Source organism: Alteromonas sp. W364 (genome assembly GCF_031846205.1).
Classification (GTDB): Bacteria; Pseudomonadota; Gammaproteobacteria; order Enterobacterales; family Alteromonadaceae; genus Glaciecola; species Glaciecola blandensis.
Window position 1 is genome coordinate 83,998 of record NZ_JAVRID010000010.1, and the last position, 24,285, is coordinate 108,282.

General features: G+C 43.3%; 22 protein-coding genes. 4 read left to right on the plus strand and 18 right to left on the minus strand.

What is annotated here, in order from left to right; translation table 11 throughout:
* Positions 1 to 110 precede the first annotated feature (110 nt).
* The 4 genes from RM556_RS15400 to RM556_RS15415 are packed head-to-tail and all read left to right on the plus strand — an operon-like array spanning position 111 to position 3,640.
* Entirely contained in the window at positions 111 to 2,060 is a 1,950-nt protein-coding gene (locus RM556_RS15400; protein WP_311375019.1) for a penicillin-binding protein activator, read from the plus strand.
* A complete protein-coding gene (locus RM556_RS15405) occupies positions 2,050 to 2,406 on the plus strand; it encodes a YraN family protein (protein ID WP_311363068.1) in 357 nt (118 codons plus the stop codon). Before RM556_RS15400 ends, RM556_RS15405 begins: the two co-directional genes overlap by 11 nt.
* Before the next feature lie 41 nt (positions 2,407 to 2,447).
* Complete coding sequence (locus tag RM556_RS15410; protein WP_311363069.1) at positions 2,448 to 3,041, plus strand: phosphoheptose isomerase; 594 nt, start codon at positions 2,448 to 2,450, stop codon at positions 3,039 to 3,041.
* Between the two features lie 14 nt (positions 3,042 to 3,055).
* Entirely contained in the window at positions 3,056 to 3,640 is a 585-nt protein-coding gene (locus RM556_RS15415; protein WP_311363070.1) for a BON domain-containing protein, read from the plus strand.
* A 1-nt stretch (position 3,641) separates the two neighbouring features.
* On the opposite strand, the gene RM556_RS15420 is transcribed toward RM556_RS15415, so the two are convergent.
* The 18 genes from RM556_RS15420 to pdsS form a co-directional block, all read right to left on the minus strand.
* Positions 3,642 to 4,109, minus strand: coding sequence for a ClpXP protease specificity-enhancing factor (locus RM556_RS15420; protein ID WP_311375020.1), 468 nt, complete (start codon positions 4,107 to 4,109; stop codon positions 3,642 to 3,644).
* 31 nt (positions 4,110 to 4,140) lie between these two features.
* Entirely contained in the window at positions 4,141 to 4,773 is a 633-nt protein-coding gene (gene sspA, locus RM556_RS15425; RefSeq protein WP_311363072.1) for a stringent starvation protein SspA, read from the minus strand.
* A gap of 107 nt (positions 4,774 to 4,880) precedes the next feature.
* Positions 4,881 to 5,615, minus strand: coding sequence for a cytochrome c1 (locus RM556_RS15430; protein WP_311363073.1), 735 nt, complete (start codon positions 5,613 to 5,615; stop codon positions 4,881 to 4,883).
* A complete protein-coding gene (locus tag RM556_RS15435) occupies positions 5,612 to 6,877 on the minus strand; it encodes a cytochrome bc complex cytochrome b subunit (RefSeq protein ID WP_311375021.1) in 1,266 nt (421 codons plus the stop codon). The genes RM556_RS15430 and RM556_RS15435 overlap by 4 nt, the downstream gene beginning before the upstream one ends.
* A complete protein-coding gene (gene petA, locus RM556_RS15440) occupies positions 6,877 to 7,509 on the minus strand; it encodes a ubiquinol-cytochrome c reductase iron-sulfur subunit (protein ID WP_311363075.1) in 633 nt (210 codons plus the stop codon). The genes RM556_RS15435 and petA overlap by 1 nt, the downstream gene beginning before the upstream one ends.
* Before the next feature lie 323 nt (positions 7,510 to 7,832).
* Positions 7,833 to 8,225: a 30S ribosomal protein S9 gene (rpsI, locus tag RM556_RS15445; RefSeq protein ID WP_311363076.1), complete on the minus strand. Its 393-nt coding sequence runs from the start codon at positions 8,223 to 8,225 to the stop codon at positions 7,833 to 7,835.
* Between the two features lie 12 nt (positions 8,226 to 8,237).
* A complete protein-coding gene (gene rplM, locus RM556_RS15450; protein WP_311363077.1) occupies positions 8,238 to 8,666 on the minus strand; it encodes a 50S ribosomal protein L13 in 429 nt (142 codons plus the stop codon).
* A gap of 204 nt (positions 8,667 to 8,870) precedes the next feature.
* Entirely contained in the window at positions 8,871 to 9,080 is a 210-nt protein-coding gene (locus tag RM556_RS15455) for a 4-oxalocrotonate tautomerase family protein (protein WP_311363078.1), read from the minus strand.
* Between the two features lie 12 nt (positions 9,081 to 9,092).
* Positions 9,093 to 9,485, minus strand: a complete 393-nt coding sequence (locus RM556_RS15460) for a MazG nucleotide pyrophosphohydrolase domain-containing protein (RefSeq protein ID WP_311363079.1) — start codon at positions 9,483 to 9,485, stop codon at positions 9,093 to 9,095.
* A 1-nt stretch (position 9,486) separates the two neighbouring features.
* A complete protein-coding gene (gene relA / locus RM556_RS15465) occupies positions 9,487 to 11,634 on the minus strand; it encodes a GTP diphosphokinase (protein WP_311375022.1) in 2,148 nt (715 codons plus the stop codon).
* 106 nt (positions 11,635 to 11,740) lie between these two features.
* A complete protein-coding gene (gene rlmD / locus RM556_RS15470; RefSeq protein ID WP_311375023.1) occupies positions 11,741 to 13,108 on the minus strand; it encodes a 23S rRNA (uracil(1939)-C(5))-methyltransferase RlmD in 1,368 nt (455 codons plus the stop codon).
* A gap of 3 nt (positions 13,109 to 13,111) precedes the next feature.
* Positions 13,112 to 13,555, minus strand: coding sequence for a holo-ACP synthase (acpS, locus tag RM556_RS15475; RefSeq protein ID WP_311363082.1), 444 nt, complete (start codon positions 13,553 to 13,555; stop codon positions 13,112 to 13,114).
* A gap of 31 nt (positions 13,556 to 13,586) precedes the next feature.
* The gene (pdxJ, locus tag RM556_RS15480; protein ID WP_311363083.1) at positions 13,587 to 14,327 is read right to left on the minus strand and encodes a pyridoxine 5'-phosphate synthase; all 741 of its coding nucleotides are present in this window, start codon (positions 14,325 to 14,327) and stop codon (positions 13,587 to 13,589) included.
* A 58-nt stretch (positions 14,328 to 14,385) separates the two neighbouring features.
* Entirely contained in the window at positions 14,386 to 15,108 is a 723-nt protein-coding gene (gene recO / locus RM556_RS15485; protein WP_311363084.1) for a DNA repair protein RecO, read from the minus strand.
* Between the two features lie 10 nt (positions 15,109 to 15,118).
* The gene (locus RM556_RS15490; RefSeq protein WP_311363085.1) at positions 15,119 to 15,400 is read right to left on the minus strand and encodes a hypothetical protein; all 282 of its coding nucleotides are present in this window, start codon (positions 15,398 to 15,400) and stop codon (positions 15,119 to 15,121) included.
* A 54-nt stretch (positions 15,401 to 15,454) separates the two neighbouring features.
* A complete protein-coding gene (gene recJ, locus RM556_RS15495; protein ID WP_311375024.1) occupies positions 15,455 to 17,170 on the minus strand; it encodes a single-stranded-DNA-specific exonuclease RecJ in 1,716 nt (571 codons plus the stop codon).
* A gap of 169 nt (positions 17,171 to 17,339) precedes the next feature.
* The gene (locus tag RM556_RS15500) at positions 17,340 to 21,929 is read right to left on the minus strand and encodes a PAS domain-containing protein (protein WP_311363087.1); all 4,590 of its coding nucleotides are present in this window, start codon (positions 21,927 to 21,929) and stop codon (positions 17,340 to 17,342) included.
* Between the two features lie 197 nt (positions 21,930 to 22,126).
* Entirely contained in the window at positions 22,127 to 24,283 is a 2,157-nt protein-coding gene (gene pdsS, locus RM556_RS15505; RefSeq protein ID WP_311375025.1) for a proteobacterial dedicated sortase system histidine kinase, read from the minus strand.
* Between the last annotated feature and the right edge of the window lie 2 nt (positions 24,284 to 24,285).

Sequence of the window (24,285 nt, forward strand, 5' to 3'; positions counted from 1 at the left end):
GCTATTTATCGCATATTCTACACCGACTTTCGATCAGAATATGCGAAAGAAGATAGATATTTGTTTCGCCTTGAGTAAACTAAGCACATATGGACAAATCGAGACACATTTTGAACCAACTTAAGTTAGCCAGTATCATTCTCTTTGTATTTATTCTTAGCAGTTGTGCAACCAAAGTTGAGAAAGTAGTCACTGCGCCGATCACAAAAGTCGAAAAGCCGAGTAAAGAGCTCGTACTGAGCAATGCTGAATTGTCTTTACAACGTGCTGAAGAACAATGGCAACGTAACGGTGATATTAACCAGAGAAATCAGCTGCTACTTGAGGCAGCTCAGGACTTTCAAACTGGAGAGCAATGTGTGCGCAGTGATATTATTGTTGCAAACATAGAACCCTTTCTAACCAAGCCTTTTCAAAAACAATATGCAACCTTATTAAAAGCAGAGTGCTCCTTAATTGAACATTATGCCTCAGGCAATTCGGTTGAACTCCTGAAAACGCCAATCGATACAATGATCTCATGGCTTTCAACCATTAATGAGCCGGCTTTCACTAATCGTAAAGAAGTTCTAATCGCGCATGTTGCAGCCTTGCATCAGCGCTGGGACTTGGCATCAAGCGTGTTAGCACAGCAACTCAATGCTGACTCACCTCTAAATAATGCACCAGAGCATAATTTATGGGAATGGTTTTTGAAGTCATCAAAGCAAAACAAACAAACATTAGCGAATCAAAATGGTCTGATGCAAGCGTATTATTCCCTAGCTAACATTATTGAAGATGAGGCCTTAAATGACGTCAGTCGTCAACAGGCTATTGCATTTTGGCAGGAGCGTCATCCAAGCCATCCATTGTCTGTTGAGTTACCGGTTGATATTCAACGTTATATGGAACAAAACATTACAAAAGTAGAAAAAATTGCTGTGCTTCTGCCACTCAGCGGTCGGGTTCAAGCGCAAGGTGATGCAATTAAGCAAGGCATAATGTCTGCGTTTTTCTACCGCTTACAAGACATTCAACAAAACAATCCGGGTGCGCCTATACCACAGCTAACGTTCATCGATACCGGCTCTGACAGTACACGTTTTAAAAGTGATGAAATAAACGCAGAATCACTAGGTCAATACGACGTAATTATTGGTCCATTACTAAGAGATCATGTCAATATGATCAAGGATTTACGCTTACCTGAGTCGATGTTTGTCTACCTAAACCGAACAAACAACCAAGACCGAGGTGAGATTGAAGAAACTGGCGTAGCCAAGGTGTATTTTGCCCTAGCGCCAGAAGATGAAGCCATTCAACTAGCTAATCTTATGCATAGCAAGCAAGTAGAAACGCCAATTTTGATATCAAATGACTCGTCCATCAGTCGTCGCATGATAGACGCGTTCAATCAACAATGGTTAGCGTTAAATAGTGTGGGCACCGACGACCCATTTGCCGCTACCAGATTACCAAAGATAGTTACCTTCACCGACAATAAGAGTTTACGGATTGGTATTACTGATGCCTTGGATGTGTTGCAAAGCCAACAGCGCATCAGTCAAATGTCGAGGCTTAGTTCAGAGGTCGTGCACAGCGTGACTCGCAACAGACGTGACGTGGATGCGTTCGTAGTCTTTGCTCAACCCCAAGAAGTAGAGTTATTAAATCCCATTATAGAAGCGAGTATTAGTTTATTTACCGAAGATACGCTTCCCGTATTCGCTACCTCATATAGCTACCAGCATCAACTCAACAAAAACAGTATTCGAGACTTACGCAACTTAGTATTCGTCGATATGCCATTTTTGATGCCAGAACAGCGTCGACAAGCCTTAGCAAAGGAAGTCGATAGTATATGGAACAATCCACCCAGTACTTTTCTGCGCTTGTTTGCCTTTGGCTTTGATGCGTTTCAGTTCTCTGAACAAATGCAGCAACTTGCGTTTTTCAGTCACACCGAACTATCCGGTATGTCTGGTAAGTTGTCAGTGAACGCAGACCGAGAGGTTGTGCGACAGTTACCCAGTGCCCTGATCGCCGAAGAAGAGATCACACAAACAAATGCTCTCTAACCAGTTTACAGCGAGTCTAAGCGGTTTTGATGCAGAACAAATAGCCAAGCGCTTTTTGTGTGAACAATCACTTCGTTTCATGGAACAAAACTTTACTTGCAAGGTCGGAGAGATAGACCTGATTATGCAAGATAAGAAACAGCTTGTTTTTGTTGAGGTGAAATACCGCAAAAGTAATAGTTATGGAGCGGCAGCAGAGCAATTCACTGTGCGGAAGCGCCGAAAATTAGAGAAAGCGATAAATTATTATTTGTTACAAAAGAACTGCAACCCGTTTCATACAAATTTCCGAATAGATGTTGTAGCAATAGACGATGAACAGGTAAACTGGCTTAAAAATGTGTAAAACAAGCGTTTGTTATAAAACGCAATTAATAAGGCGAATTCATGCTTGAGAATATAAAGAAGAGCTTCACAGAAAGTATCCAAACGAAAATTGCTGCTGCAGAGGAGCTTCCCGTTCCTATTGAAAAAGCAGCGACTATGATGGTTCAAGCTCTTATTCGAGGCAATAAAATATTAAGTTGCGGCAACGGTGGTTCAGCTGGCGATGCGCAACACTTTTCATCAGAGCTATTGAACAGATACGAGCGAGACCGTCCTTCTCTACCGGCCATGGCCTTAACGACTGATAGCTCGACCATTACGTCTATAGCAAATGACTACAGCTACGACGAAGTGTTCTCGAAGCAAATCAAGGCTCTGGGTCAGCCTGGCGATATCCTACTAGCGATATCGACTAGTGGTAACAGTCGTAATGTTATCAACGCAATGGAAGCTGCTCTTGCAAGAGATATGACAATCGTTGCATTGACTGGAAAAGACGGTGGAGAAATGGCTGGCTTCTTGAGCGAGAACGATGTTGAGATCCGCGTACCTTCATCTCGAACAGCGAGGATCCAAGAAGTTCATCTTTTAGTCATTCACAATTTATGTGAATCAATTGATAACGCACTCTTTCCCGTGAGTGACGCAGAATAGGAACTGAATACTGTATGTTGAGTAAAGGAAGACAGTTAGCCTTTTTGGTATTGTTTGCTTCGGTATTACAATCAGGCTGTGCATTGGTTGCCGTAGGAACGGTAGGTACCGCTGCCACGGCCTCTGCAACAGACAGAAGGACCGTTGGTACACAAATAGATGATAAGACAACACAGAGCCGGGTAAGAAGTGCTATCAATGATATCCCCTTAGTGAAAGATGAAGCCGCAATCAGCGTTGATGTCTACAACGGTCAAGTCTTACTAACCGGTCAAGCCCCCACTCAAGAGATGATTCGAAGAGTTGAACAAGCAGCCGTAGCGACAAATAACGTAGTAAAAGTCCACAATCAAGTTCGTTTAGGACAGCCGATTCCAGCGACATCTACCATGAATGACGTTTGGCTTTCCTCTAAGTTAAAAACCATTATGATTTCTGACGAAAGCATTCCTTTGTTTAAGCTTGATTTAGTCGTTGAGGATAGTGAGGTGTTTATTATGGGTTTGTTGACCAAACCTGAGGCCGCTGCGGCCGTCGAAGCTGCAAGAAATGTTAATGGTGTTACGAAGGTAATTCGGGTAATGGAGCTGGTTGAGTAGCTTACTTAACCACTTTTAAACTAGGTCTGTTAGATTTCTTATCTGTTTTGCCCTGACTCTCGACGGGCTCACTAGTTTCCTCTTTTTTCGATTCAACACTTTGCAAAGGCTGCTCTGAAGATAAGGCCTGTTCATAAGCTAAAAGCTCTTCTTCACTGCGTGTAAATACCGTTCCCGCACCATTTTCTCTGGCGTAGATAGCTGAAACAGCAATACTAGGGACATAAACTTGCATAGGCTGACCAGAAAAGCGTGCCTGAAAGGAGATAGCGTCTAGTTCGATGTGTAAATTAACACAGGCACTAGGAGAGATATTCAGTACAATCTGACCCTCTTTTACAAATTGCTGTGGCACTTCCACACCCGGTAATATTGCATCAACAACAATATAGGGTGTTAAACCGTTATCCACTATCCAATCGTAAAAAGCCTTAAGTAAATAAGGCTGGTTGCTGGTCATATTATCCACTGAATACCTCTAGTACGATGCACAATCCACTTTACAGTGGGTTGTGGATCTCACGTTCTTGGTCTGTTAGTGATGCTTTGAATGAAGCGCGCTCAAAAATGCGATTCATGTACGCAACAACATCACGACTACCAGCACCACTAAGTGTGATATTCAAGGCTGGTAAACGCCATAATAAAGGTGCTAAATAACAATCAACTAAGCTGAATTCGTCACTCATAAAGTAAGGCTTTTCAGCAAAGATTGGTGCGAGGGCCAATAAAGACTCACGTAATTCAGTACGTGCCTCTTCTGCGCCAGGTTCGTTGCGGAAGATTTTCGCAGCCAACACGTACCAGTCATGCTCGATTCTGTGCATCATTAGACGGCTTTCACCGCGTGACACAGGATATACAGGCATTAAAGGTGGGTGTGGGAAACGCTCATCCAAATATTCCATAATGATATGAGATTTATATAACACTAACTCACGGTCAACTAGCGTAGGTACTGTGCCGTATGGGTTCAACTCAAGTAAATCTTCGCTTAACTGGCTTGGATCGATAAAACTAATTTCAACGCCAACACCTTTTTCAGCAAGAACGATGCGCACCTGATGACTATAAATATCGATATTGTCAGAAAACAACGTCATGATTGAACGCTTGTTTGTGGCTACAGCCATTAAAACCTCCGAATTCTCAGGACAATGAGAATTGCAAAATAATAGTAACAATTAAAAACACTAAAAGGGGCGCATTGCCCCTTTTATAAAAATATTGGGGTAAGACCTTATTTTTTAACGTCTTTCCAATAATCTTTCTTCAGCAAGTATGCGAACACAAAGAAGATAAGGATAAAGATGAGGACACCTTTACCAATTTTCTCAGACTGCAATCTTGACGGCTCACCGGTATAAGCCAGGAAGTTAACCAAGTCGCGAATTGTCTGGTCATACTCGTCGCTTGTAAGCTTGCCATTTCCATCGGTACGCAAGCCTACATCAACTTCAGTCATTTCACCGTCGATCATTCTCATTTCGGTAGCAAGTCTTGGTGTTCCTTGCAAACCTTCCAATACATGAGGCATGCCCACGTTAGGGAAAGTAAGGTTGTTCACACCAAATGGGCGACTTGCATCAACATAGAAAGTGCGCATATAGGTATATAACCAATCCGAGCCTCTTACTCTGTTGACCAAAGTCAGATCCGGAGGCGGAGCACCAAACCATGTAGCTGCAGATTCATAAGGCATATTTGATGTAATGTAATCACTCACCTTTTCACCTGTAAACTGCAAGTACTGCTCTCCAATCTCTAGCGGTACACCGATATCTTCGAAAGTTCTCTGATATCGCTGATATTGCATCTGGTGACAACCTAAACAATAGTTCATAAAGGTCTGCGCACCGCGCTGCAATGACTCTTTGTCTTTAAGGTCAATACCAGCTTCATCCAGTGGGATATTTGAACCAGCAGCAAAAGCGAGTGTTGGCAAAAGTAGTAGTGTAGTTAACCACTTCTTCATAGTGTAATCCTCTCAGGTACTGGCTTGGTTTTTTCTTTGCCTGAATAAATAAACAATAGGACAAAGAATCCGAAATACATGATGGTAGCAATTTGTGATGCAACAATCTTCCAGTTTTCCTGTGGCGTACCACCAAGATAACCAAGGAAAACGAACACAGCAGCGAATACCAGCAAGTTCACTCTGTGAAGGCCACATCTGTAGCGCCATGATCTCACCTTACCACGGTCAACCCAAGGCAACGCAAACAGAACAGCGATAGCAGCAAACATCGTCAATACACCAAATAACTTATCTGGAACAGCTTTCAGAATTGCATAGAAAGGTGTGAAATACCAAACAGGGAAAATATGCTCTGGCGTTTTGTAAGGGTTGGCTATTTCAAAGTTCGGTTTTTCTAAGAAATATCCTCCCATCTCAGGCATAAAGAACATGATGTAGCAGAAGCCAAATAAGAACACACTGAACGCTACTAAGTCTTTCAAAACGATATGCGGGAAGAACGGCACTACGTCATCGACAATATCGTACTTGTCTGTGTAATACTCATGGATCTTATAAGATGTAAGCTTATCTTTTGGCAATGAGCCTTTCTTATGCTTAATATTCACGCCGTCCGGGTTGTTTGAACCAACTTCGTGTAGAGCGATGATATGCAGAAATACCAAGATAACGATAATCAGTGGCAAAGCAATAACGTGTAACGCAAAGAATCGGTTAAGCGTAGCCCCCGAGATAACGTAGTCACCTTGTATCCAGATAACTAAATCAGGACCGATAACCGGAATCGCACCAAATAGAGAGACAATAACCTGCGCTCCCCAGTAAGACATTTGACCCCATGGCAAAACGTAGCCCATGAAAGCTTCAGCCATCAACGCGAGGTAAATTAACATACCAAATATCCAAAGCAACTCACGTGGCTTTTGATATGAACCGTACATCATGCCTCTAAACATATGCAGATATACAACGATAAAGAATGCCGATGCACCCGTACTGTGCATGTAACGAATCACGTTTCCAAATTCAACTTCACGCATGATGTACTCAACAGAAGCAAACGCTCGCTCTGCTGAAGGTTCATAACTCATCGTTAACCAGATACCAGTGACGATTTGGTTAACAAGTACAATTGTTGCAAGAAAGCCGAAAACGTACCAAAAATTCATATTTTTGGGCGCTGGGTACTGAATTGCGTGCATGTTTGCAACGCGCATCATTGGGATACGTTGTTCAATCCAACTAAGTAATCCGTTCATTACGCAACCTCCGCTTCAGAACCGATGATAATAGTATTATCGTCGACGTATTGATAAGGAGGAACGACTAGGTTTGATGGCGCTGGAACACCTGAAAAAACTCTGCCAGCCATATCAAACTTAGAGCCGTGGCACGGGCAGAAAAAGCCCTCAGCAATGCCTTCAGCGTATTGAGCAAAGTCACCATCAATAAGATGCTGTGGTGAACATCCTAAATGCGTACAAATCCCCACTAGTACCAAGTACTCTTCTTTCAAAGAGCGATATTGATTCTGAGCGAATGTCGGTTGCTGCTCAACCTCAGAGTTTGGATCACGAAGTTGGTCTTCGTGAGCACTAAGGCTAGCCAACAACTCAGGGGTTCTACGTACAATCCAGACTGGCTTACTACGCCATTTAACACGAATCATTTGGCCTGGCTGGATACCACTAATATCAACTTCGACATCAGCACCAGCCGCTTTGGCTTTTGCGCTCGGCTGCCAAGAGGCAACAAAAGGGACTGCAGCACCTACAGCACCAACTGCACCAACAACACACGTACCTACAGTCAAAAATTTGCGGCGATCGCTACTTTGAGGTTGGTCGTTATTTGTTGGTGATTCATTGGTATCTACTGATACATCGCTCATCAACTTTTCTCCGGGGTTGGAAAGACAGGTTTCAACTCAAAAATGCAGACTTCATTGCGGTACTTTAGAAAAGCGCTTAATAAGTCAGCATTTTTGAGCAGAAACACTCGATTAATATTAACAGCGTATGTTAAAAGAAAACCCTTAACAAACACAAGGATTTACTGAGAAAAAATGCGTGTTTTTCTTGTTATAAGTCAAGATTTCTCTACAAGTTGCATATTTGTTTCTTTATCGACTGAAATTTTTTCAACAATAGCGGTAGGCTAAAAATAAAAAACCCAGCCGAAGCTGGGTTTTTTGAATACGTATTTCGAAACGATTTAACGTTTTGAGAACTGTGGACGCTTACGCGCTTTGTGTAGACCCACTTTCTTACGTTCAACTTTACGTGCATCACGTGTTACGAAACCAGCTTTACGTAGCGCTGGACGTAGGGCTTCGTCATACTCCATAAGAGCACGAGTAATACCGTGACGGATTGCACCAGCTTGACCGCTAATACCACCGCCAGAAACGGTAATGTATAGGTCAAACTTTTCAGTCATTTCAACTAACTCTAGAGGCTGCTTCACGATCATACGTGCAGTTTCGCGGCCAAAGAATACGTCAAGCGGACGTTGGTTTACAGTAATTGTACCTGTACCCGGACGTAAGAAAACGCGAGCTGTTGAGCTTTTGCGACGGCCTGTGCCGTAATATTGAGTATCTGCCATTTTGCTCGCTCCTTAAATGTCCAATACTTGTGGCTGTTGTGCTGCATGAGTGTGCTCAGGACCAACAAAAACTTTCATTTTGCGGAACATAGCACGACCTAGTGGGCCTTTTGGCAACATACCTTTAACGGCTTTCTCGATAACCATTTCTGGCTTCTTAGCGATAAGCTTTTCAAAAGTAGTGTCTTTAAGACCACCTGGGTAACCAGAGTGAGCGTAGTACGTTTTGTTCTTCGCTTTGTTTCCAGTTACAGTAATTTTTTCAGCATTAACAACTACAATGTAGTCACCAGTGTCTACGTGTGGTGTATACTCTGGCTTATGCTTGCCGCGCAATCTTAGCGCGATTTCAGCCGCTAAACGGCCTAAAGTTTTGTCTGCGGCGTCAACCACATACCAGTCGCGTTCTACGCTTTCTGGCTTTGCAACAAAAGTTTTCATTATTCGTCACCCGAAATTATCAGTTAAGTTCACTACCAAGCAGAAAATCCGCTTAAAGTGCAATTATATCAACCTGTTAGCCCCTTCGAGCCGGTCGATCTTCCACCTTCCCAAAGGTGGGTGCATGTGGGCAGGTCGCGAATTATACAGACTTTAGCGGAAAAGCGAAGTACTTTCTCAATAAAACTTACTTATCACTGTCAGTTAATAACCTTCGCCACGTGATAACTTCCATTCATCGGTGAGTTGGCCTGCAAATCCCCAGTTTTCGTCATCGATCTCTTGAATAACGACATGAGTATATTCTGGCTTTTTCCCTAAAACGCGTTGTAGTGATTTAGTCACATCTTTCACTAACTCTGCTTTTTGTGCTTTTGTTGCACCTTTCGTAATTTGTATATTAACTACTGGCATAGAGATTCCTAATTAACGCTCATTTTGTTTTTCTGCAAGCTTCGCCTTCTGCCACAGGATTTCTTTTTCTTCCATTGACATCGTTTCGAGGGTTCGTCCCTGCTTAACAGCATACGCTTGCACTTTGGCAAAACGCCCATTGAATTTTTGATTCGCTTGATGCAAGGCCTCTTCAGGCGTGACATCGAGATGCCTACAAAGATTGACGACTGCAAAAAGCAGGTCACCTAACTCTTCTTGAACTTTATGCGGGTCAACGTCAGCTTGCATTATTTCGTCATTGACCTCACGTAACTCTTCTAAGACTTTATCAAATACAGGCGCAACAGTTTCCCAATCGAAACCCAATGTGGAACAACTCGCCTGAATTTCAAATGCTTGGCTTAAGGCCGTTTTGGAACCCATCTTAGCTGCGACTCACATCTGTGACATCTGTAAGTTGTTTCAGTTTGTCTGCCACACGGCTCAAACTGCTCGCGTCACTCACCTCGAGTGTCAGCTTAATCATTGCAGTATTCTGGTTTTTATTGCTTAAACTATTAACACCGAGAAGGCCAACTTTTTCGTTCGATAGCACTGTCGTAATATCCCTCAAGATACCGGCTCTGTCGTGACAATACACTACTACTTCAGTCTGAAAGCTTGTTTGATGTTCGATAGACCATGAAACTTCAATTTGTCTCTCTGGGTGCTGTTCAAGCAAATTAGCTAATTGCGGGCAGTTTTCTTTGTGTACACTAACACCCTTCCCTTGGGTGATGTAGCCTAAGATGGATTCTCCAGCTACTGGCTGGCAGCACTTAGCAAGTTGACTTAATAGGTTACCAACTCCTTCAGCGATAATTGCTTGTCCGTCTTTGCGTGGCTTCGAGCGGCGCTGTTTAATCGCTGGAAGTTCAGGTTCAGGAGGCGGTGGCGCATGTTTTTGCACCAAGTAATGCACGACAGTCATCACCCTAAGGTCACCAACACCAATGGATGCAAAAAGATCATCCACGGTGTTTGCATTAAATTTGTTGGTTGCGTCTGCCGCTAATTTCACTGGTAAATCAACTTTGTTTAATTCTCTCTCGAGGATCTCCCGCCCTGCTTCTGCGTTTTTGTCTTTATCTTGCTTTTTAAAGTAAGAATGAATAGTGGCACGCGCCCTTGCCGAGTGCACATACCCTAAACCGGGATGCATCCAGTCTCGACTCGGTGAAGGATGCTTTCCAGTGAGGACCTCGACTTGATCACCGCTTTGTAGTTTATAGGTAAAAGGAACAATGCGTTTATTCACCTTGGCGCCGTTACACCGGTGACCTACATTACTATGCACATAGTAAGCAAAATCCAGAGGTGTTGAACCCAGGGGTAAATCAATCACATCCCCTTTTGGGGTGAACACGTAAACACGGTCATCAAAGACTTGACTGCGAAGCTCTTCGACAAGGTTACCCGACTCGGCCATCTCCTCTTGCCATTGCAAGATTTTCCGCAACCAATTAAGACGTTCTTCAGAGCCAGCCGTTTTGCCACTCGTGCCTTCTTTATACTTCCAATGTGCAGCTACACCTAGCTCAGCGTCCTGATGCATCTGCTGTGTGCGAAGTTGGATTTCAATAGACTTTCCCTGCGGGCCAACAATCACGGTGTGAATACTTTGGTAGCCATTTTGTTTCGGGGTTGCGATGTAATCATCAAATTCTTTTGGAATATGCTTCCAGTTGGTGTGCACTATCCCCAAAGCGGCGTAACAGTCTTGCAAGCGTTCCGCTACGATCCGCAAGGCTCTTATATCGAACAATTCTTCAAATGTGAGTTGTTTCTTCTGCATCTTCTTCCAGATGCTGTATATATGCTTAGGACGACCAATCACCTCAGCCTTGATTCCTTCTGCATCCAGTAGACTTTGTAGTTTTGTAACTATATCTACAATGTATTGCTCTCTATCTGAACGTTTCTCATCCAACATACTGGCAATACGCTTGTAAGTATTGGGATGCAAATATCGAAATGAAAGATCTTCTAACTCCCACTTCAATTGGCCAATACCCAGCCTATTAGCAAGCGGCGCATAAATACTGGCGCACTCGTGAGCAACAATAACGCGGCTTTCTTCGTCTGCGTCTTTCACAGAGTGTAAGGTACATATTCGCTCAGCCATTTTAATAACGACCGCCCGCACATCCTCAACCATGCTCAATAGCATACGACGAAGTCCATCCACGTGATTTTCATCTTGGCGGTTTCTGGATTGCAAGGTTTTGATTGCATCCATACGACGGACACCAGCAATTAAACTGCCGATTTCGGCACCAAAACGTGAGTTAACGGTTTCTTCATCTAGTTCATGGATTTGGCAAAAAGGAAAAACGAGAGCAGCCTGAAGTGTTTCATCATCCATGTGTAGCTCATGAAGAATTTCAACCATCTCTTGGCCAATAAGCAGTTCTTCTGGACGGTCAGAAATCTCATTGAGCTTCTGTTTGGTGGTTTCAGACACATCTAAATCCGACAACCATTCCTCGAAAGAGGGTCGACTCGTTTGATGAACGCTACGAATTGAAACCATAGTAAATCAGTCCAAAGTTAAGTATATAAATCTAAAAGTCACCTAAGTTCACAAAACAGTAAGTCGATGACTTTTTTCGTAAAAATTTGGCCTAAGGGCATTTTGCTTATGTACCCACATGCTCAATCATTGCCATCATTTCAATGTGCTTGGTGAAAGGAAACATATCCAAAGCACACATTTTTGAAATCATATAGCCTTTTGGTAAGGCTTGTAAGTCGCGTACAAAACTAGTGGGGTTGCAAGAAACATACACTATTTTTGTAGGGGCCAGTTTGGCAATATTTTGCATAACAGTATGCGCACCGTCTCGCGACGGATCGATTATGAATACCGCGTTTTTTGGCAGTGTTAAACGTTTAATTGCATCGTCTTCACTTAGGTCCGCCACTTCAAATTCACAATTATCAATGTGATTTAGTTGTGCATTATTTCGCGCTTGCTGCACCAAAGCAGGGAGGCCTTCAAATCCTAATACCCGCTTGCACTCGGGCGCAAGTGCAAGAGAGAAGTTACCCGTGCCAGAAAACAAATCTACCAGAGTTTCATTCTTGTTTAACGATAACCACTGCCTAGCTTTTTGAAGCATCTGACTGTTTACAGCGCCATTCACTTGCACAAAGTCATTAGGTTTCACCTGCAATACTGCACGCTCGTCATCTCTAATACTAATTGAAACCTGCTCGCTTTCATGAGGATAAAGACACGACAAGCCCCGCACTTTATCCAGAGTTAATACGCTCACTTTTTGCGCTTCAGCAAACGCAATTAAAGAAGTAAGTGACGCTTGACTCAAATTCTTGGTAAGGTGAAGGCATACTTGCTGCTCGTCAGCACCTTCGGTAAGCGTGATATGACCGACGGCTGCGATACTATCCAAGCCTTTTAAACAGCTAACCAACGCTGGATAAAAAGCTTGCAAACCTTTTGATAACACCAAACATTGCGGAATATCAACAACGTTGTTTGACTGGTTCTGACGAAAGCCGATTTTAATACTTTTTGGGTTTCTCGCATCTATTGCCAAGCGAGCTCTTCTTCGGTAAGCATTGCTGGTACTGGTAATGTCAGAGCGAATGGCTGGTTCCCATTGTGCAGTTTGACTACCGAACTGGCTTAGATTCTTATCGACGTACGTAGTTAAGCGTTCCTGTTTAGCACTGAGTAAAGCCTCAGCTTTAAAGTCTTGATGAGAACACCCGCCGCAGTCATTTACATATGGACAAAACGGTGTTGTTCGCGCTTCCGTATTTGCGTTAAGGACTTTGAGTATTTTGGCATGCCAGACTTTGGTGTTTTGTGACGTTACGAGGACCTCATAGCGCTCACCAGTAAATCCACCCGCGACAACGACAATAGGTTTGTGCTGCAAACAAATACCATTTCCATGGTGATCCATGACATCAACATTGATAACTAACTTCTGCGGCTTAGTTTCCGCTTTTTTGCGCGTTGCTTTGAAAAATTGGGCCATCGCTTAGCTCTCTAGCACAACAGTGGCGGTTGCATAGTGTTTCTCGTCAGATATCGAAATATGCGAATGTTTCACCCCTTGTTGCTCGAAAAGCGCCAGCAAATGACCGTTCACTTTGAGATAGGGTTGCCCCGTTTCTCGGTGCGCAATTTCTAATTGTTGCCAACTAACGCCATTTCCGATGCCATTACCAATCGCCTTGACTGCTGCTTCTTTCGCAGCAAAACGCTTAGCTAAGAAACGCGCTTGCGAACTCAACTCTACGCTATCTTTATCCGATATTTCGACCTGCTGCCGAGGTCGAATGCGCGGCAAGTCACTTAAGGCCGTATAATCTGCATACTCGTTTGCAGTTAGAATGCGTTTTGCCATTGAATCCGACTTACTGACACTTGCTTGTAAACGTGCAATTTCGACTATATCTGTGCCAATACCAATGATCGCCATATGGTTTCCTTAAAACTCGACAATACGCTTACTAAAAGCCTTGACTACGGGCTTCTTGCATCAGCGCGCGCATATCTCTTACAGCCTTATCCAAGCCATCAAAAGCAGCTCTTGCAATAATGCTATGACCGATATTCAACTCGATTAGTTCAGGAATTGCAGCAATGGGTTTTACATTGTGATAATGCAAACCATGACCTGCGTTAACCTTCAGTCCTAAGCCGTGAGCATACTCGATACCCTCTTTTAGCTTAGCTAATTCACGCAGCGCCTCTTCTTCATTCTTCGCTTCTGCATATTGCCCAGTATGTATTTCAATGTAGGGGGCTTTCGCTGTTGCTGCTGCCTCAATTTGTTGTCTATCGGCGTCAATAAACAAGGAAGCTAAAGTATGCTGTTCCGCTAATTGAGCACAAGCATCGCTGATGCGACTCAAGTTGCCCGCTACGTCCAAGCCGCCTTCTGTTGTCAGTTCTTCTCGTTTCTCTGGTACCAAGCAACAAAATTCCGGAAGTACTTTCGCGGCAATTGCTAGCATCTCATCAGTAACCGCCATTTCAAAATTCAGACGAGTATTAATTGTTTCTTTTAACAGAAATACGTCTTTATCCTTTATGTGCCTGCGATCTTCTCGCAAATGCACTGTAATACCGTCAGCGCCTGCTCTTTCAGCAACATCAGCAGCATGCACAGGGTTTGGATAGTCAGTGCCACGCGCATTGCGTAAAGTGGCAATATGGTCGATATTGACGCCTAATAATATGTTTTGCACTCTCGCACTCCTCACAATTTATGTCTTATTTAGACGAGCTAAAAGTCGTCATACCAAGCTAAGTAGTTGATCTAGGCATAAAAAGTTCACGACTTTTTATAGGTTTATCGCCCAACACGGGTCGAAGTGCTATACGACTAATCAGCTTCGCAGCCTTTAATGAATCTCTATGCCAATTCTCTTGTTTCAAATCAATGATGGCAGCGCCAGATATAGCATGCGTTTGCTGACCATCAGATTCACAAAAGCCAATTTCGTTTAGTAAGGTATAACTTTTATCACTTACAATCGGGCGTTCATTTTGATGGTCGTATTCAAAATCAGGTAAGTAACCCAACTCTTCTAACAGAACGAATTCAAAATTCCGCAAAACCGGTTCCAATTCTGCCAACGTCGCGGCTCGGTTCGATAAGCCCTCGAGATTGCTCAATGTGAGCTCGTACTGCTGAAACAATCGCGTAAACCCCTCAGCCTCTGGCAAAGCACGATTCAAGACTTCATTAACATAAAAGACGCAAAAAAGACTCATTTGGCTCAGCACTGACGAACGCGCATTCGACTCGACTCGGCCAAGATTTCTTAGTTGAGAGCGCCCGCTTAATTCAAAGTTGAGTGATTGCATCGGTTGGAGCAGGCTTTTTTTATCAGACTTCGATGAGCGCGCACCTTTTGCTACTGCGCTCACTCTGCCATTTTGCAAAGTAAAAAAATCAACAATTAAGCTAGTTTCCCGATAGGGTCTGCGGTGCAGGACATAGCCATCGTAAATTTCTTTACTCACTCAGCGCGCCCTAACTGGCTTTAATTCTGACGACTTTCATGGTCTCAAACTCCATGCCAGCAATTTCTTTCATCTCAGGGTAGTAGGTCAGGTTCACGACACCAGCCTGTAGATTTTTATACTTCTTTTTACGCTTAAATATAAATGGCACATCACTGCCTTCAATGAGTAATGTATTTACGTACCAGCCATCTTCTTCTCGTTGCACGTGAGACGTGACTTTGCATAGTTCTGAATGAACTAAATTAGGATGTGTTTCTAATAATTTTTGCAAAGCCGTTTTTCTAGCCATTTATGACATTATTCCTCAATTTTATAGATTTACGCTGATATTTTTTTCTTCACACTAAGCAGCCTGAAGAGCCTGAACCAGTAATTGTACACTGATTTGGCCTCTAAATTCATTAATATCTAAGCGATAAGCCATATTTACCTGTCGAGCTTGCTTATTCGGCCACAAATTCAAATCTACGTTAAAAGCAATTGCATCGAATTCAACTCCATCCTGTGCAACTACCATTTTAAGATGATTTTTCCCTACTATTCGCTGGCTTTTCAGTTGAAACACACCATCAAATAAGGGTTCCTCAAAGGTCTGCCCCCAAGGAACTGAGAGCTTGAGTAAGGAAGCATTTTCGAGTGAAATTTCATGGCTCTTCAGCTCACCATCCGATAACAATACATCTTGCTCTGGTAAACCCTCTGTTGCTTCAGCAATAGCAGCTTCAAACAATGCTGTAAACCTTGCGAGGTTTTCAGTTGCTAAACTTAGACCTGCAGCCATAGCGTGGCCGCCAAATTTGATGATTAAGCCCGGGTTTTGTGCGCTAATATGCTCTAATACATCTCGGATATGTACACCTGGAATTGATCTTGCTGACCCTTTTACTTCTTTCTCGTCTTGCATTGCGAACACGATAGTTGGACGATAGTACTTTTCTTTAATACGTCCAGCGAGGATACCAATAACACCTTGATGATAGTCTTCCTTGTATAAAACGATCCCTGCTGGTACGTCTTTGGCTTGAAAAGCTAAGGACTCTAATGCTTTAATCGCTTCCTCTTGCATTGAGGACTCGATTTCTCTTCGCTCAAGGTTGAGAGCATCTAATCGCGCAGCCATTTGTCGGGCTAGATAATCATCGTCGACTAGTAGGCATTCTATCCCCAGCGACATATCGTCTAAGCGGCCAGCTGCATTTAAACGAGGACCAATGACGAAGCCCAAGTCTGTTGAAGAAATTTTCTGACAGGGTCGGTTAGCAATATCAAGAATAGCCCGGATCCCTGGTCGAGCAATCCCGCTGCGAATGCGCTGCAAACCCTGGTGCACAAGTACGCGATTATTCTTATCTAATGGCACAACATCTGCGACGGTACCTAAAGCGACAATGTCTAAATACTTCGCTAAATTAGGCGTTGGTAAGCCTTGTTGAGTAAACCATTGTTGTTCCTCTAGCTTCGACTTAATAGCTAACATTAAATAAAAAGCAACGCCAACCCCCGCAAGGTTTTTCGACATGAACTCACAGCCAACCTGATTAGGGTTCACGATAGCATCCGCTGCAGGCAAGGTAGCGCCTGGCAAGTGATGATCTGTGACGACAACTTGTAAGCCTCTTTGCTTAGCTGCTTCTACACCCGCTAAACATGAAATACCGTTATCGACAGTAATAATGAACTCAGCGCCCTCTTTTGCCGCAACCTCAACTATCTCAGGACTCAATCCATATCCAAAATCGAAGCGATTCGGCACAAGGTAAGTTACTTTTTGATGGCCAAAGTCACGTAATGACAGCATGCAAATAGCAGTACTTGTCGCGCCATCGGCATCAAAATCACCGATTATGCAGATATTTTTTTCTTGTGTAATCGCTTCAACAATAAGTAAAACTGCTTGCTCCAAGCCTTTCATCTGATTGTAGTGATGTAACTGCTTGAGCTGCGTTTGCACCTGCGCAATATCAGTAACGCCACGGTGACGATAAAGTTTATCTAGTAGCGGTGGCAACGATGCATCAATCGGATTGGGTAGAATTGGCGTGCGTCTTTCTATATGCAATGGTTTGATTTCTCTGCGTGTCGATTTACCTAAAGTCTACCATATTGCAAATAAAAGTATGTATGAGTACGTCGACCAAAAAAGTAAAAAGCCCCATTTTAAATACTCAAAACGAGGCTTACGGTTTGTTGTGACCTTATCGTAATTAGGTAAGGTTGTGCATCGTCATCTAGCCATGCAGATTTTCGTAGATTACTCTCAAGGTGTTATTTAAAGCACGTTTAGTATTTGGCCACGAGATAGAGATGTTATCTACCATGCCTGAACCGCAATCGATATCCATACGACTCACCACATCAAACAAGGCCTCTGCATTCACCTTCTTACCCGTTTGAACCAGCCTTCTAGCACCGCGCAGTATTTCACCGGTGTTGTCTTCCATTACAGCATTGTCAGTAGCTTGGATTGCCTCACTTAACTCATCAATCAATTCATTGAGTGCTGTTGACAGCGAATCCACCTGCCCTTGTTGTTGCAGATATGGCAATAAATCGAACCACATTGTGGGGTTCTCAGGCATTTCCATTTGGGCAATTGGCGACTCTTCAACTGGCTCAGCGCTAGTTTCTTTCTCAATCTGCATTTTTTCTTGTGCTTGCTGCAACTCTTCTTTGTGTGCTGCAACCAATGCATCTTCTTGCTCAGCTAACATCGCCTCATTGCTTTGCAACTGTTGTTGCGCATTCTGTAAGGCTTGCTCTTTATCATCTAACTGCGCTTTACTGTCTTGTAACTCTTGCTCTAACTTCGCAAGCTGATCGGCTAAACCAGATTGGTTGTCTTGCTGTTCGTTCAAGCTTTGCTTACTTTGCGAGTATTCTTGTTGCACAGCTTGCAACTCTGCAGTTAGCTTTTCTTGCATTTCTTGTAGGGCCTGAATACTTTCCTCGCGCCCCATTAAGGTAGCTTGTTGTTCTTCTACTTGTTTCTTAAGCGCAAGTTCTTGCTCTTCCTGTTGCTTGATGCGCGACTCTAACTCTTCTTGCTGCTCTTTGGCATGGTTTAACTCATCGAGGAGTTTTTGCTCTGCCGACTTCGTCTCAGTGGCTTGCGATTCAGCTTGCTGTAACTCTTGCAAGTTACCTTCAAGTTTTTGCTGAAGTGCCTGGTTTTGACTTTCAGCCTCTTGTAAAGCTTGCTGAAGCTGTTTCTTTTGTTCTTCAATTTGTTGCTGCTGAGTACTCCATTGCTCTTCACTACCTTCCAACATTTCACGTTGTTTGGCCGCTCTGCTCTCAACATCTGAAAGCTCAACAGATAACTGTTCTAATTTTTGCTCTTTCTCTAATCTAGCTAATTTCTCTGCCTCAGCCTGCTGTTGGATTTCATCCATTTTACTCTGGGAATTTTCAAGCTCTTGACGCTTAGCTTCAACTTCACGTTTTAATTGCTCTTGATGTGCTTCCCACTGCTTACCAGACTGTTCAAGCTTCTGCTGCTGCTCTTGGCTTTGCTGTTCCATTTCTGCCAGTTCAGCTTGTAACTTATCGAACAACTCTTGCTGACGAACTTTCTCAGCTTTCTCCGCTTCTGTTTGTTGCTTCGCTTCGCTTAGAATATTTTCAGTTTCTAGTAAGCGCTGCTGTTTCGCTTTCAATTCTTCCTGAAGCTTCTGCTGCTGTTCGACACGCTCTTGCTCTACGCGTTTCATTTCTTCAAGTTTCGCTGCGGCATGTTGTTCGGCTTCTGAAAGCTCAGATTGAAGACGCTGCATTTCTTCTTGCTGACGCTGCTTCTCAAGCTTCTCTTGCTCTGCAGCTTGTTTCGCTTCGTCCAATGCACCTTGTGTTTCCTGCAAAATTTTCTGTTTCTCTTCAAGCTCTTGCATTAACTTGCTTTGTTGAGCAGCCATGTCGCCTTTTTCTTGTTTCGACATTTCTTCGAACTTCTGCATTTCATTTTGTAAATGCTCAACATGACGTACTTTGTTGGTGAGTTCGGACTGAGCCATTTTATACGTGTTTTCAATTTCTCTGCGCTGACGCTCAGCTTCTTCACTTGCTTTACGCTGATTGATCAGGGCTTGCTTCAACTTCGCACTGATATCGTCACTACTTTGCAGTTGCGTTTGTAACTCGTTAATTTGTGAACCAACTTCATTAATCTCAGCGTCTTTATCAGTAATAGACTGTTTTAGAGAGTCAATTTGATTCACATAAGCACTCATTTTCTCTTGTTGCTCAGCTTGCTCCTGCTCTAATTGTTGAGAATGGGCTTCACTGGCTTCAAGTTTCTCTTGAGCTTGCTTAAAGTTTTGTTCACTTTGTTGAAGTTGCTCAGAAATTTGATTGCGCTGACCTTGCAAGTTGTTTACTTTTTCAGTCGACGCTTCGAGCTGCTCCGTAAGCGCGTTATTTACTTCTTGCGCTTCACTCAGCAACTCCCTGCTCTTGCTGTACTCTTGTTGTACTTGCTGCAGATTGTCAGTGACGCTTTGATGTTTCTCTTGCAAATTGATGTATTCAATTTTTGCTTCAGAGATTTCATCGTGAGCTTCCTGCAACTTAGTTTCAGTATCTCTTAAGTCTTTTAGCTTACTCGCTAACTGCTCATGGCTGGAACGCAACAACTGTTGTTTCTCCGCCACTTCACGCTCGGCTTCCTTGTGGGCTGTTATCGCTTCCAAGCGTGCTTGATCAGCTTGAATAATTTCTGTTAAGTCGGTCCACAAACACAGGATTGAATCAAACTCTTTACCTTTATAAATCGGGATATAAGTTGCCTGGCATGGGCGTAGTGTTGTACCTACTTTGTGCTCCCAATTAATCGTTTTAGCGCGGCCATCATACTTCACTCGATTGACTATACGTTCTAGTTCGTAAGCATCGCCTTCATCTTTATTCAGATCTTGTGAGTAAGGTGCAAAGCCCCACAAATCATCTTCATTCTCTACGCCAAAGAACTCACAAGCTGATGGATTCAGCCTCGAGAAGCCCTTTTCGTCCAATATCGCCATTGGCATACTGCTATGCTCTAGCAGGCCCTGGAATTTCTGTTGTTGGAATTGCTCGCCAGAACGGTCTGAAATCCAACACACATATTGTTCTTTCTCTTTATCGAAGAGATCAATATGTAGCTCACTCGGATGCATAATATCATTTTTACCGCGCAAGCTGGTGTGGAATGCTCTTAAACGACCTGTTTGATGTAATTGTTTGGCTGCTCTACCCGCTGTATCTGCGTCGTTAAATAACTGATAGAAAGTGCCTTTCTTCAGCTCTTTTTCATTAAGCCCTAAACGCTCTGTCATTGCAGTATTCGCGTGTACAATTTTATCTTCAGAATCAACCGTCGCTACGGCTATAGGTGCAATGTCGAGTAAATTAGAGAAATGCGCCCGTTCACTTTCTAGCTGGCGCTGAGTTTCAGTCAGCAGTGTGAGATCTTGGAACATACCGGCAAAACCTGCTCGGTTGTTTTTGTCATCGCCAAAAGATTGAATCGTTAAGCGTAAGTGCAAGGTTTCACTTGAATCACGCTCGTCACTTGCCGCTCGCAATGCAGGTATCAACTCTTCTTCTGCGCGACTTTCTTTGCCGACACGCCCAGTGAACTCTCTATTTAAAGCGCGCCCGATTGTTAAAGGGGTATCTTTAGGGTTGTGTAAAACATTGATATCTTCAGGTACTAAACCGAGCATATCGAAGCGTTTATTCTTAACTTCAGCCAAGCGCACGCCAAACATTCTTTCAAATGGGCTATTCACTGACACGATGCGACATTCCTCATCCAAAATATAGAGTGGGTGTAAGGACACGTTTAGCAAGGCTTTCACTTTTTGTTCACTTGCATACTGGCGGCGTTCATTCTGGCGCAGCTCAGTTTCATCGGTTACAAGAAGCTTGAACGCTATCGACTTACCTTTCTCATTTTTTGCGGTGCTGATGGCAATGACACGAACCGGAACTTTGCAGTCTATGCCAGAGAAAACACTTTTAAAATCGACTTCATGTTGCTCTTTAGCGAGTTCAAAAGACTGCTTCCAAAAGCTTGCATTATTCGGACAGATAACCTCACTCAGCGCTTCAAAGTCGCCAGAAATAGGTTCTTCATGACCTAACATTGAGGATAAAATATGATTGGTTTCAAAGGTTTCTTTTTCAAAATCAACAGTCATCTGGCCTAGATATAAATGCTCCGTCAGTTCATTCAAGTCTTTCAGCTGAGCAGTACTGGATTTAATAGTAGTTTCATAGTGATCAACATCTTCAACGGAGATAACATAAGCCACACCGTCATACATGCTTTTGTTTTTGATAATTGTCATGCGCAGTGTAATGGTCGAGCTGGGCGCTTTCACAATTAATGTCACTGGCTCATCACTGTCTAGCGCTTTATTGATCCGATCTTTTTCGTTATCACCAAAAAATTGATTGACGGGATGTGTGAGCACTCTACTCTTCTCACGACCTAACAATTTAGCTGCTGTCTGATTTAAATCGATAACATTGCCGCGTAAGCCTATCAGCAATACACCACAATTCAGTTGGTTAAGTAGATCATCTTTGTGCGATAGGACTTCATCATGCAGTTCGATCGTTTTGTCTTTCTTCTTCATCAACACAAAAGCAAAAATCGTTAACACCATGAATAAAACAATAGCGCCAATACCAGCATAGGCAACTAAACTTAATGTCCCCTCATCTTGGCGCGCAAGTTTATCGCCCAAGGCGAACGAAGCTGAGCTAAGCACTAGTAAAGACAGAGTAAAAAACCGCTTCACCAATGTAAAAGTTGAAAGTAGCGACTGCTTTGGCATTGTTGATTGTTCCAATCGAAAATAAAAAGATCCTAGTGAACAAGGTAACGCCTTGGCTGCAACTTAAAAATAGTGCATTAGCATAAAGAGTATAGTAATAAATAACTATAGACGCTTAAATTAGACAAAACGATATCCTAGTAACACTTTTATCGGCCGATTGTTGTAGAATTAAAGTACGTATTAGAGGACTTTGTTCACTTTGATTTGAAATGTAGACTGACTACCACGCCAGACTCGTCGTTTTGATTTTCAATATTAATGGCTGCGCCATGAAAGGTTGCAATCATCTTAGCAATGTATAGTCCTAAGCCAAGATGCACTTGCTCAGTGCTTTGTTCTTTGCGCACTGAAATCATTGAATCCAGTAATTCGTTTTGCATATTTGCTGGCAACAAACTACCCGGATTACTGATATGAATACGAAAATCCTGCTTATTTCCTTTCAATGCAAAGCGAATAGTTGCGTCATTCGCGCTAAACTCAACGGCATTCGCGACAATTTTGTCTAGCATCTGCGCGAACAACTCCGGGGCCCCCATCAAGGAAAGCTCTTCTACGTCACTTTCAAGAATGAATTGGCGTTCAGCATAAGCTAATCGATATCCTTCTACGCAGCCTGACAGCACATCTATCGTATTAAACGTTTCAAGTTCGCTGCTTTGAATCGCTTGCTCAAGGCGAGTGGCCTCACTCATGTTACTGAGAATTTTACTCAAGCGCGTAATACCTTGCTTGGCTCTATCTATGTATGCTTGGTTATCTTCACTGTGAGTTTGCAGAGACAAGTTATCGAGAGATGAGTTAACAATCGCCACCGGCGTTCGCAATTCATGTGACAAACGCGACGCCATGTTTTCTAGGTAGTCATTGTATTGAGCGAGTTTGCCCAACACACTTTTGAAGCTACGACTCAAATCACCTATCTCATCCTGTGTCTCCGACGCTTGAATATCGCTAACGATCTTGCCCGAAGCATCAATAGCGTTTTCAGTATCGTTGCGCAGCTTTCGAATACGTGACGATATACTCGATGCCAATAAGAATAGCGCGAGCGTACCGAGAATAATCACCGCTAAGAAAAAATGAAATTGCTTTTCTAAGGCGTTATTACGTAAGGTTCTAATGCCATTGGTAGTTTGTTCAACTACCACCGCTCCCATTACTTGTTCATCTATATAGATTGGGTGAGCAGCAGACAAAATGACAGCTTTCTTATCTGAACTAAGCCGCCATAAAGAGCTAGGGGTGCCATCAAGAGCCTCGTCAACTTCTTGCCCTTGCAAGGCAAAGGCGTTCTCAAGATCATCGACGAAATCATTTGGTGGCCGCGTCAGAATTTTATAATACAAAGGAAGCAGCCATTCTTGCTCAAGGTATTGCCACCCACTCGCTGCGTCCGTTTCTGTGGTTTGGCTTTGAAAGCCCTCTGAGCGCTGAATGTCGCCGGAGCGCGCGAGTACTCGCATGTGTTTATCAATCACCCATACCCGAGCATTAGAATACTGAAGTCCTTTTAAAATGCTTTCAATTTCAGGACTGGGCACCAGCACAGTACCTAAGGCATCAGCACTACTCGGGTTGGCGGTGCCGATTGAGTACTTGTTGAACCTTGATTGGGCATCGTCAACATCGCTAATAGCAAATGCAATACTGCTCTGCATCATGGAAACGGGAAAACGTAACTCTATTGCATAGCCGTTCTCATTTGGTTTCCAGTATCCTTGAATTTTTGTTTCGAGGCGTTCTGGCTGATTGTTGTCCTGATTCTGCTGCAATAAGTAGGCATTTACCCAGCCTTCTTGCATTGGCGCAATAATATAACGTTGGAAATCTCCTTTCGCGTCAATCATCGCTATTTCAAGGAAATCATTTCGATCTATGCGCAAACTATTACGGGCGCGATACACCAAATTATCATCCTGAACGTCAAACATCGCATATAAAAACCCTTCGTACTCTCCAATCAAGTGACGAAACTGAAGACTCTCGGGTGAATAGGCTTGACGTATGTCGATTAAGTTTTGTTCTCCATACTCGATAGCAAGCGAGCGGAAATCTTCCCAGTCACTCAAATCGCCGTCAAGCTGCACAGGATAGGTTATTTTATGTGCATACAAATCAGTACCTGGCGTGACATCACTCAGAAAAGAAGACTGAACGTCGAAGAGTTTTGGTCGTTCATGCAGAGCCGTCGCCACGGAGCGCGCGGTTCCTACCATGGTCTGCTCTTGGCCAATTCGCAGGTATGCTTCTAACTCCCATACGTACTGGTATCCCAAATAAGGAATAGCAAACAAGAATGAGGAGAATAAAAGGAGTTTAAACCGGAGACCTAGCCGCCATTTAGTCATGA

Bases quoted from the DNA above. Each gene is read 5' to 3' on its own strand.
- RM556_RS15430 (WP_311363073.1), bottom strand. From the start codon at position 5,615: ATGAAGAAGTGGTTAACTACACTACTACTTTTGCCAACACTCGCTTTT.
- RM556_RS15435 (WP_311375021.1), bottom strand. From the start codon at position 6,877: ATGAACGGATTACTTAGTTGGATTGAACAACGTATCCCAATGATGCGC.
- rpsI (WP_311363076.1), bottom strand. From the start codon at position 8,225: ATGGCAGATACTCAATATTACGGCACAGGCCGTCGCAAAAGCTCAACA.
- rlmD (WP_311375023.1), bottom strand. From the start codon at position 13,108: ATGGCCCAATTTTTCAAAGCAACGCGCAAAAAAGCGGAAACTAAGCCG.
- RM556_RS15410 (WP_311363069.1), top strand. From the start codon at position 2,448: ATGCTTGAGAATATAAAGAAGAGCTTCACAGAAAGTATCCAAACGAAA.
- acpS (WP_311363082.1), bottom strand. From the start codon at position 13,555: ATGGCGATCATTGGTATTGGCACAGATATAGTCGAAATTGCACGTTTA.
- RM556_RS15490 (WP_311363085.1), bottom strand. From the start codon at position 15,400: ATGGCTAGAAAAACGGCTTTGCAAAAATTATTAGAAACACATCCTAAT.
- rplM (WP_311363077.1), bottom strand. From the start codon at position 8,666: ATGAAAACTTTTGTTGCAAAGCCAGAAAGCGTAGAACGCGACTGGTAT.
- RM556_RS15500 (WP_311363087.1), bottom strand. From the start codon at position 21,929: ATGCCAAAGCAGTCGCTACTTTCAACTTTTACATTGGTGAAGCGGTTT.
- petA (WP_311363075.1), bottom strand. From the start codon at position 7,509: ATGAGCGATGTATCAGTAGATACCAATGAATCACCAACAAATAACGAC.
- sspA (WP_311363072.1), bottom strand. From the start codon at position 4,773: ATGGCTGTAGCCACAAACAAGCGTTCAATCATGACGTTGTTTTCTGAC.
- pdsS (WP_311375025.1), bottom strand. From the start codon at position 24,283: ATGACTAAATGGCGGCTAGGTCTCCGGTTTAAACTCCTTTTATTCTCC.
- RM556_RS15415 (WP_311363070.1), top strand. From the start codon at position 3,056: ATGTTGAGTAAAGGAAGACAGTTAGCCTTTTTGGTATTGTTTGCTTCG.
- relA (WP_311375022.1), bottom strand. From the start codon at position 11,634: ATGGTTTCAATTCGTAGCGTTCATCAAACGAGTCGACCCTCTTTCGAG.
- RM556_RS15405 (WP_311363068.1), top strand. From the start codon at position 2,050: ATGCTCTCTAACCAGTTTACAGCGAGTCTAAGCGGTTTTGATGCAGAA.
- RM556_RS15460 (WP_311363079.1), bottom strand. From the start codon at position 9,485: ATGGGTTCCAAAACGGCCTTAAGCCAAGCATTTGAAATTCAGGCGAGT.
- RM556_RS15455 (WP_311363078.1), bottom strand. From the start codon at position 9,080: ATGCCAGTAGTTAATATACAAATTACGAAAGGTGCAACAAAAGCACAA.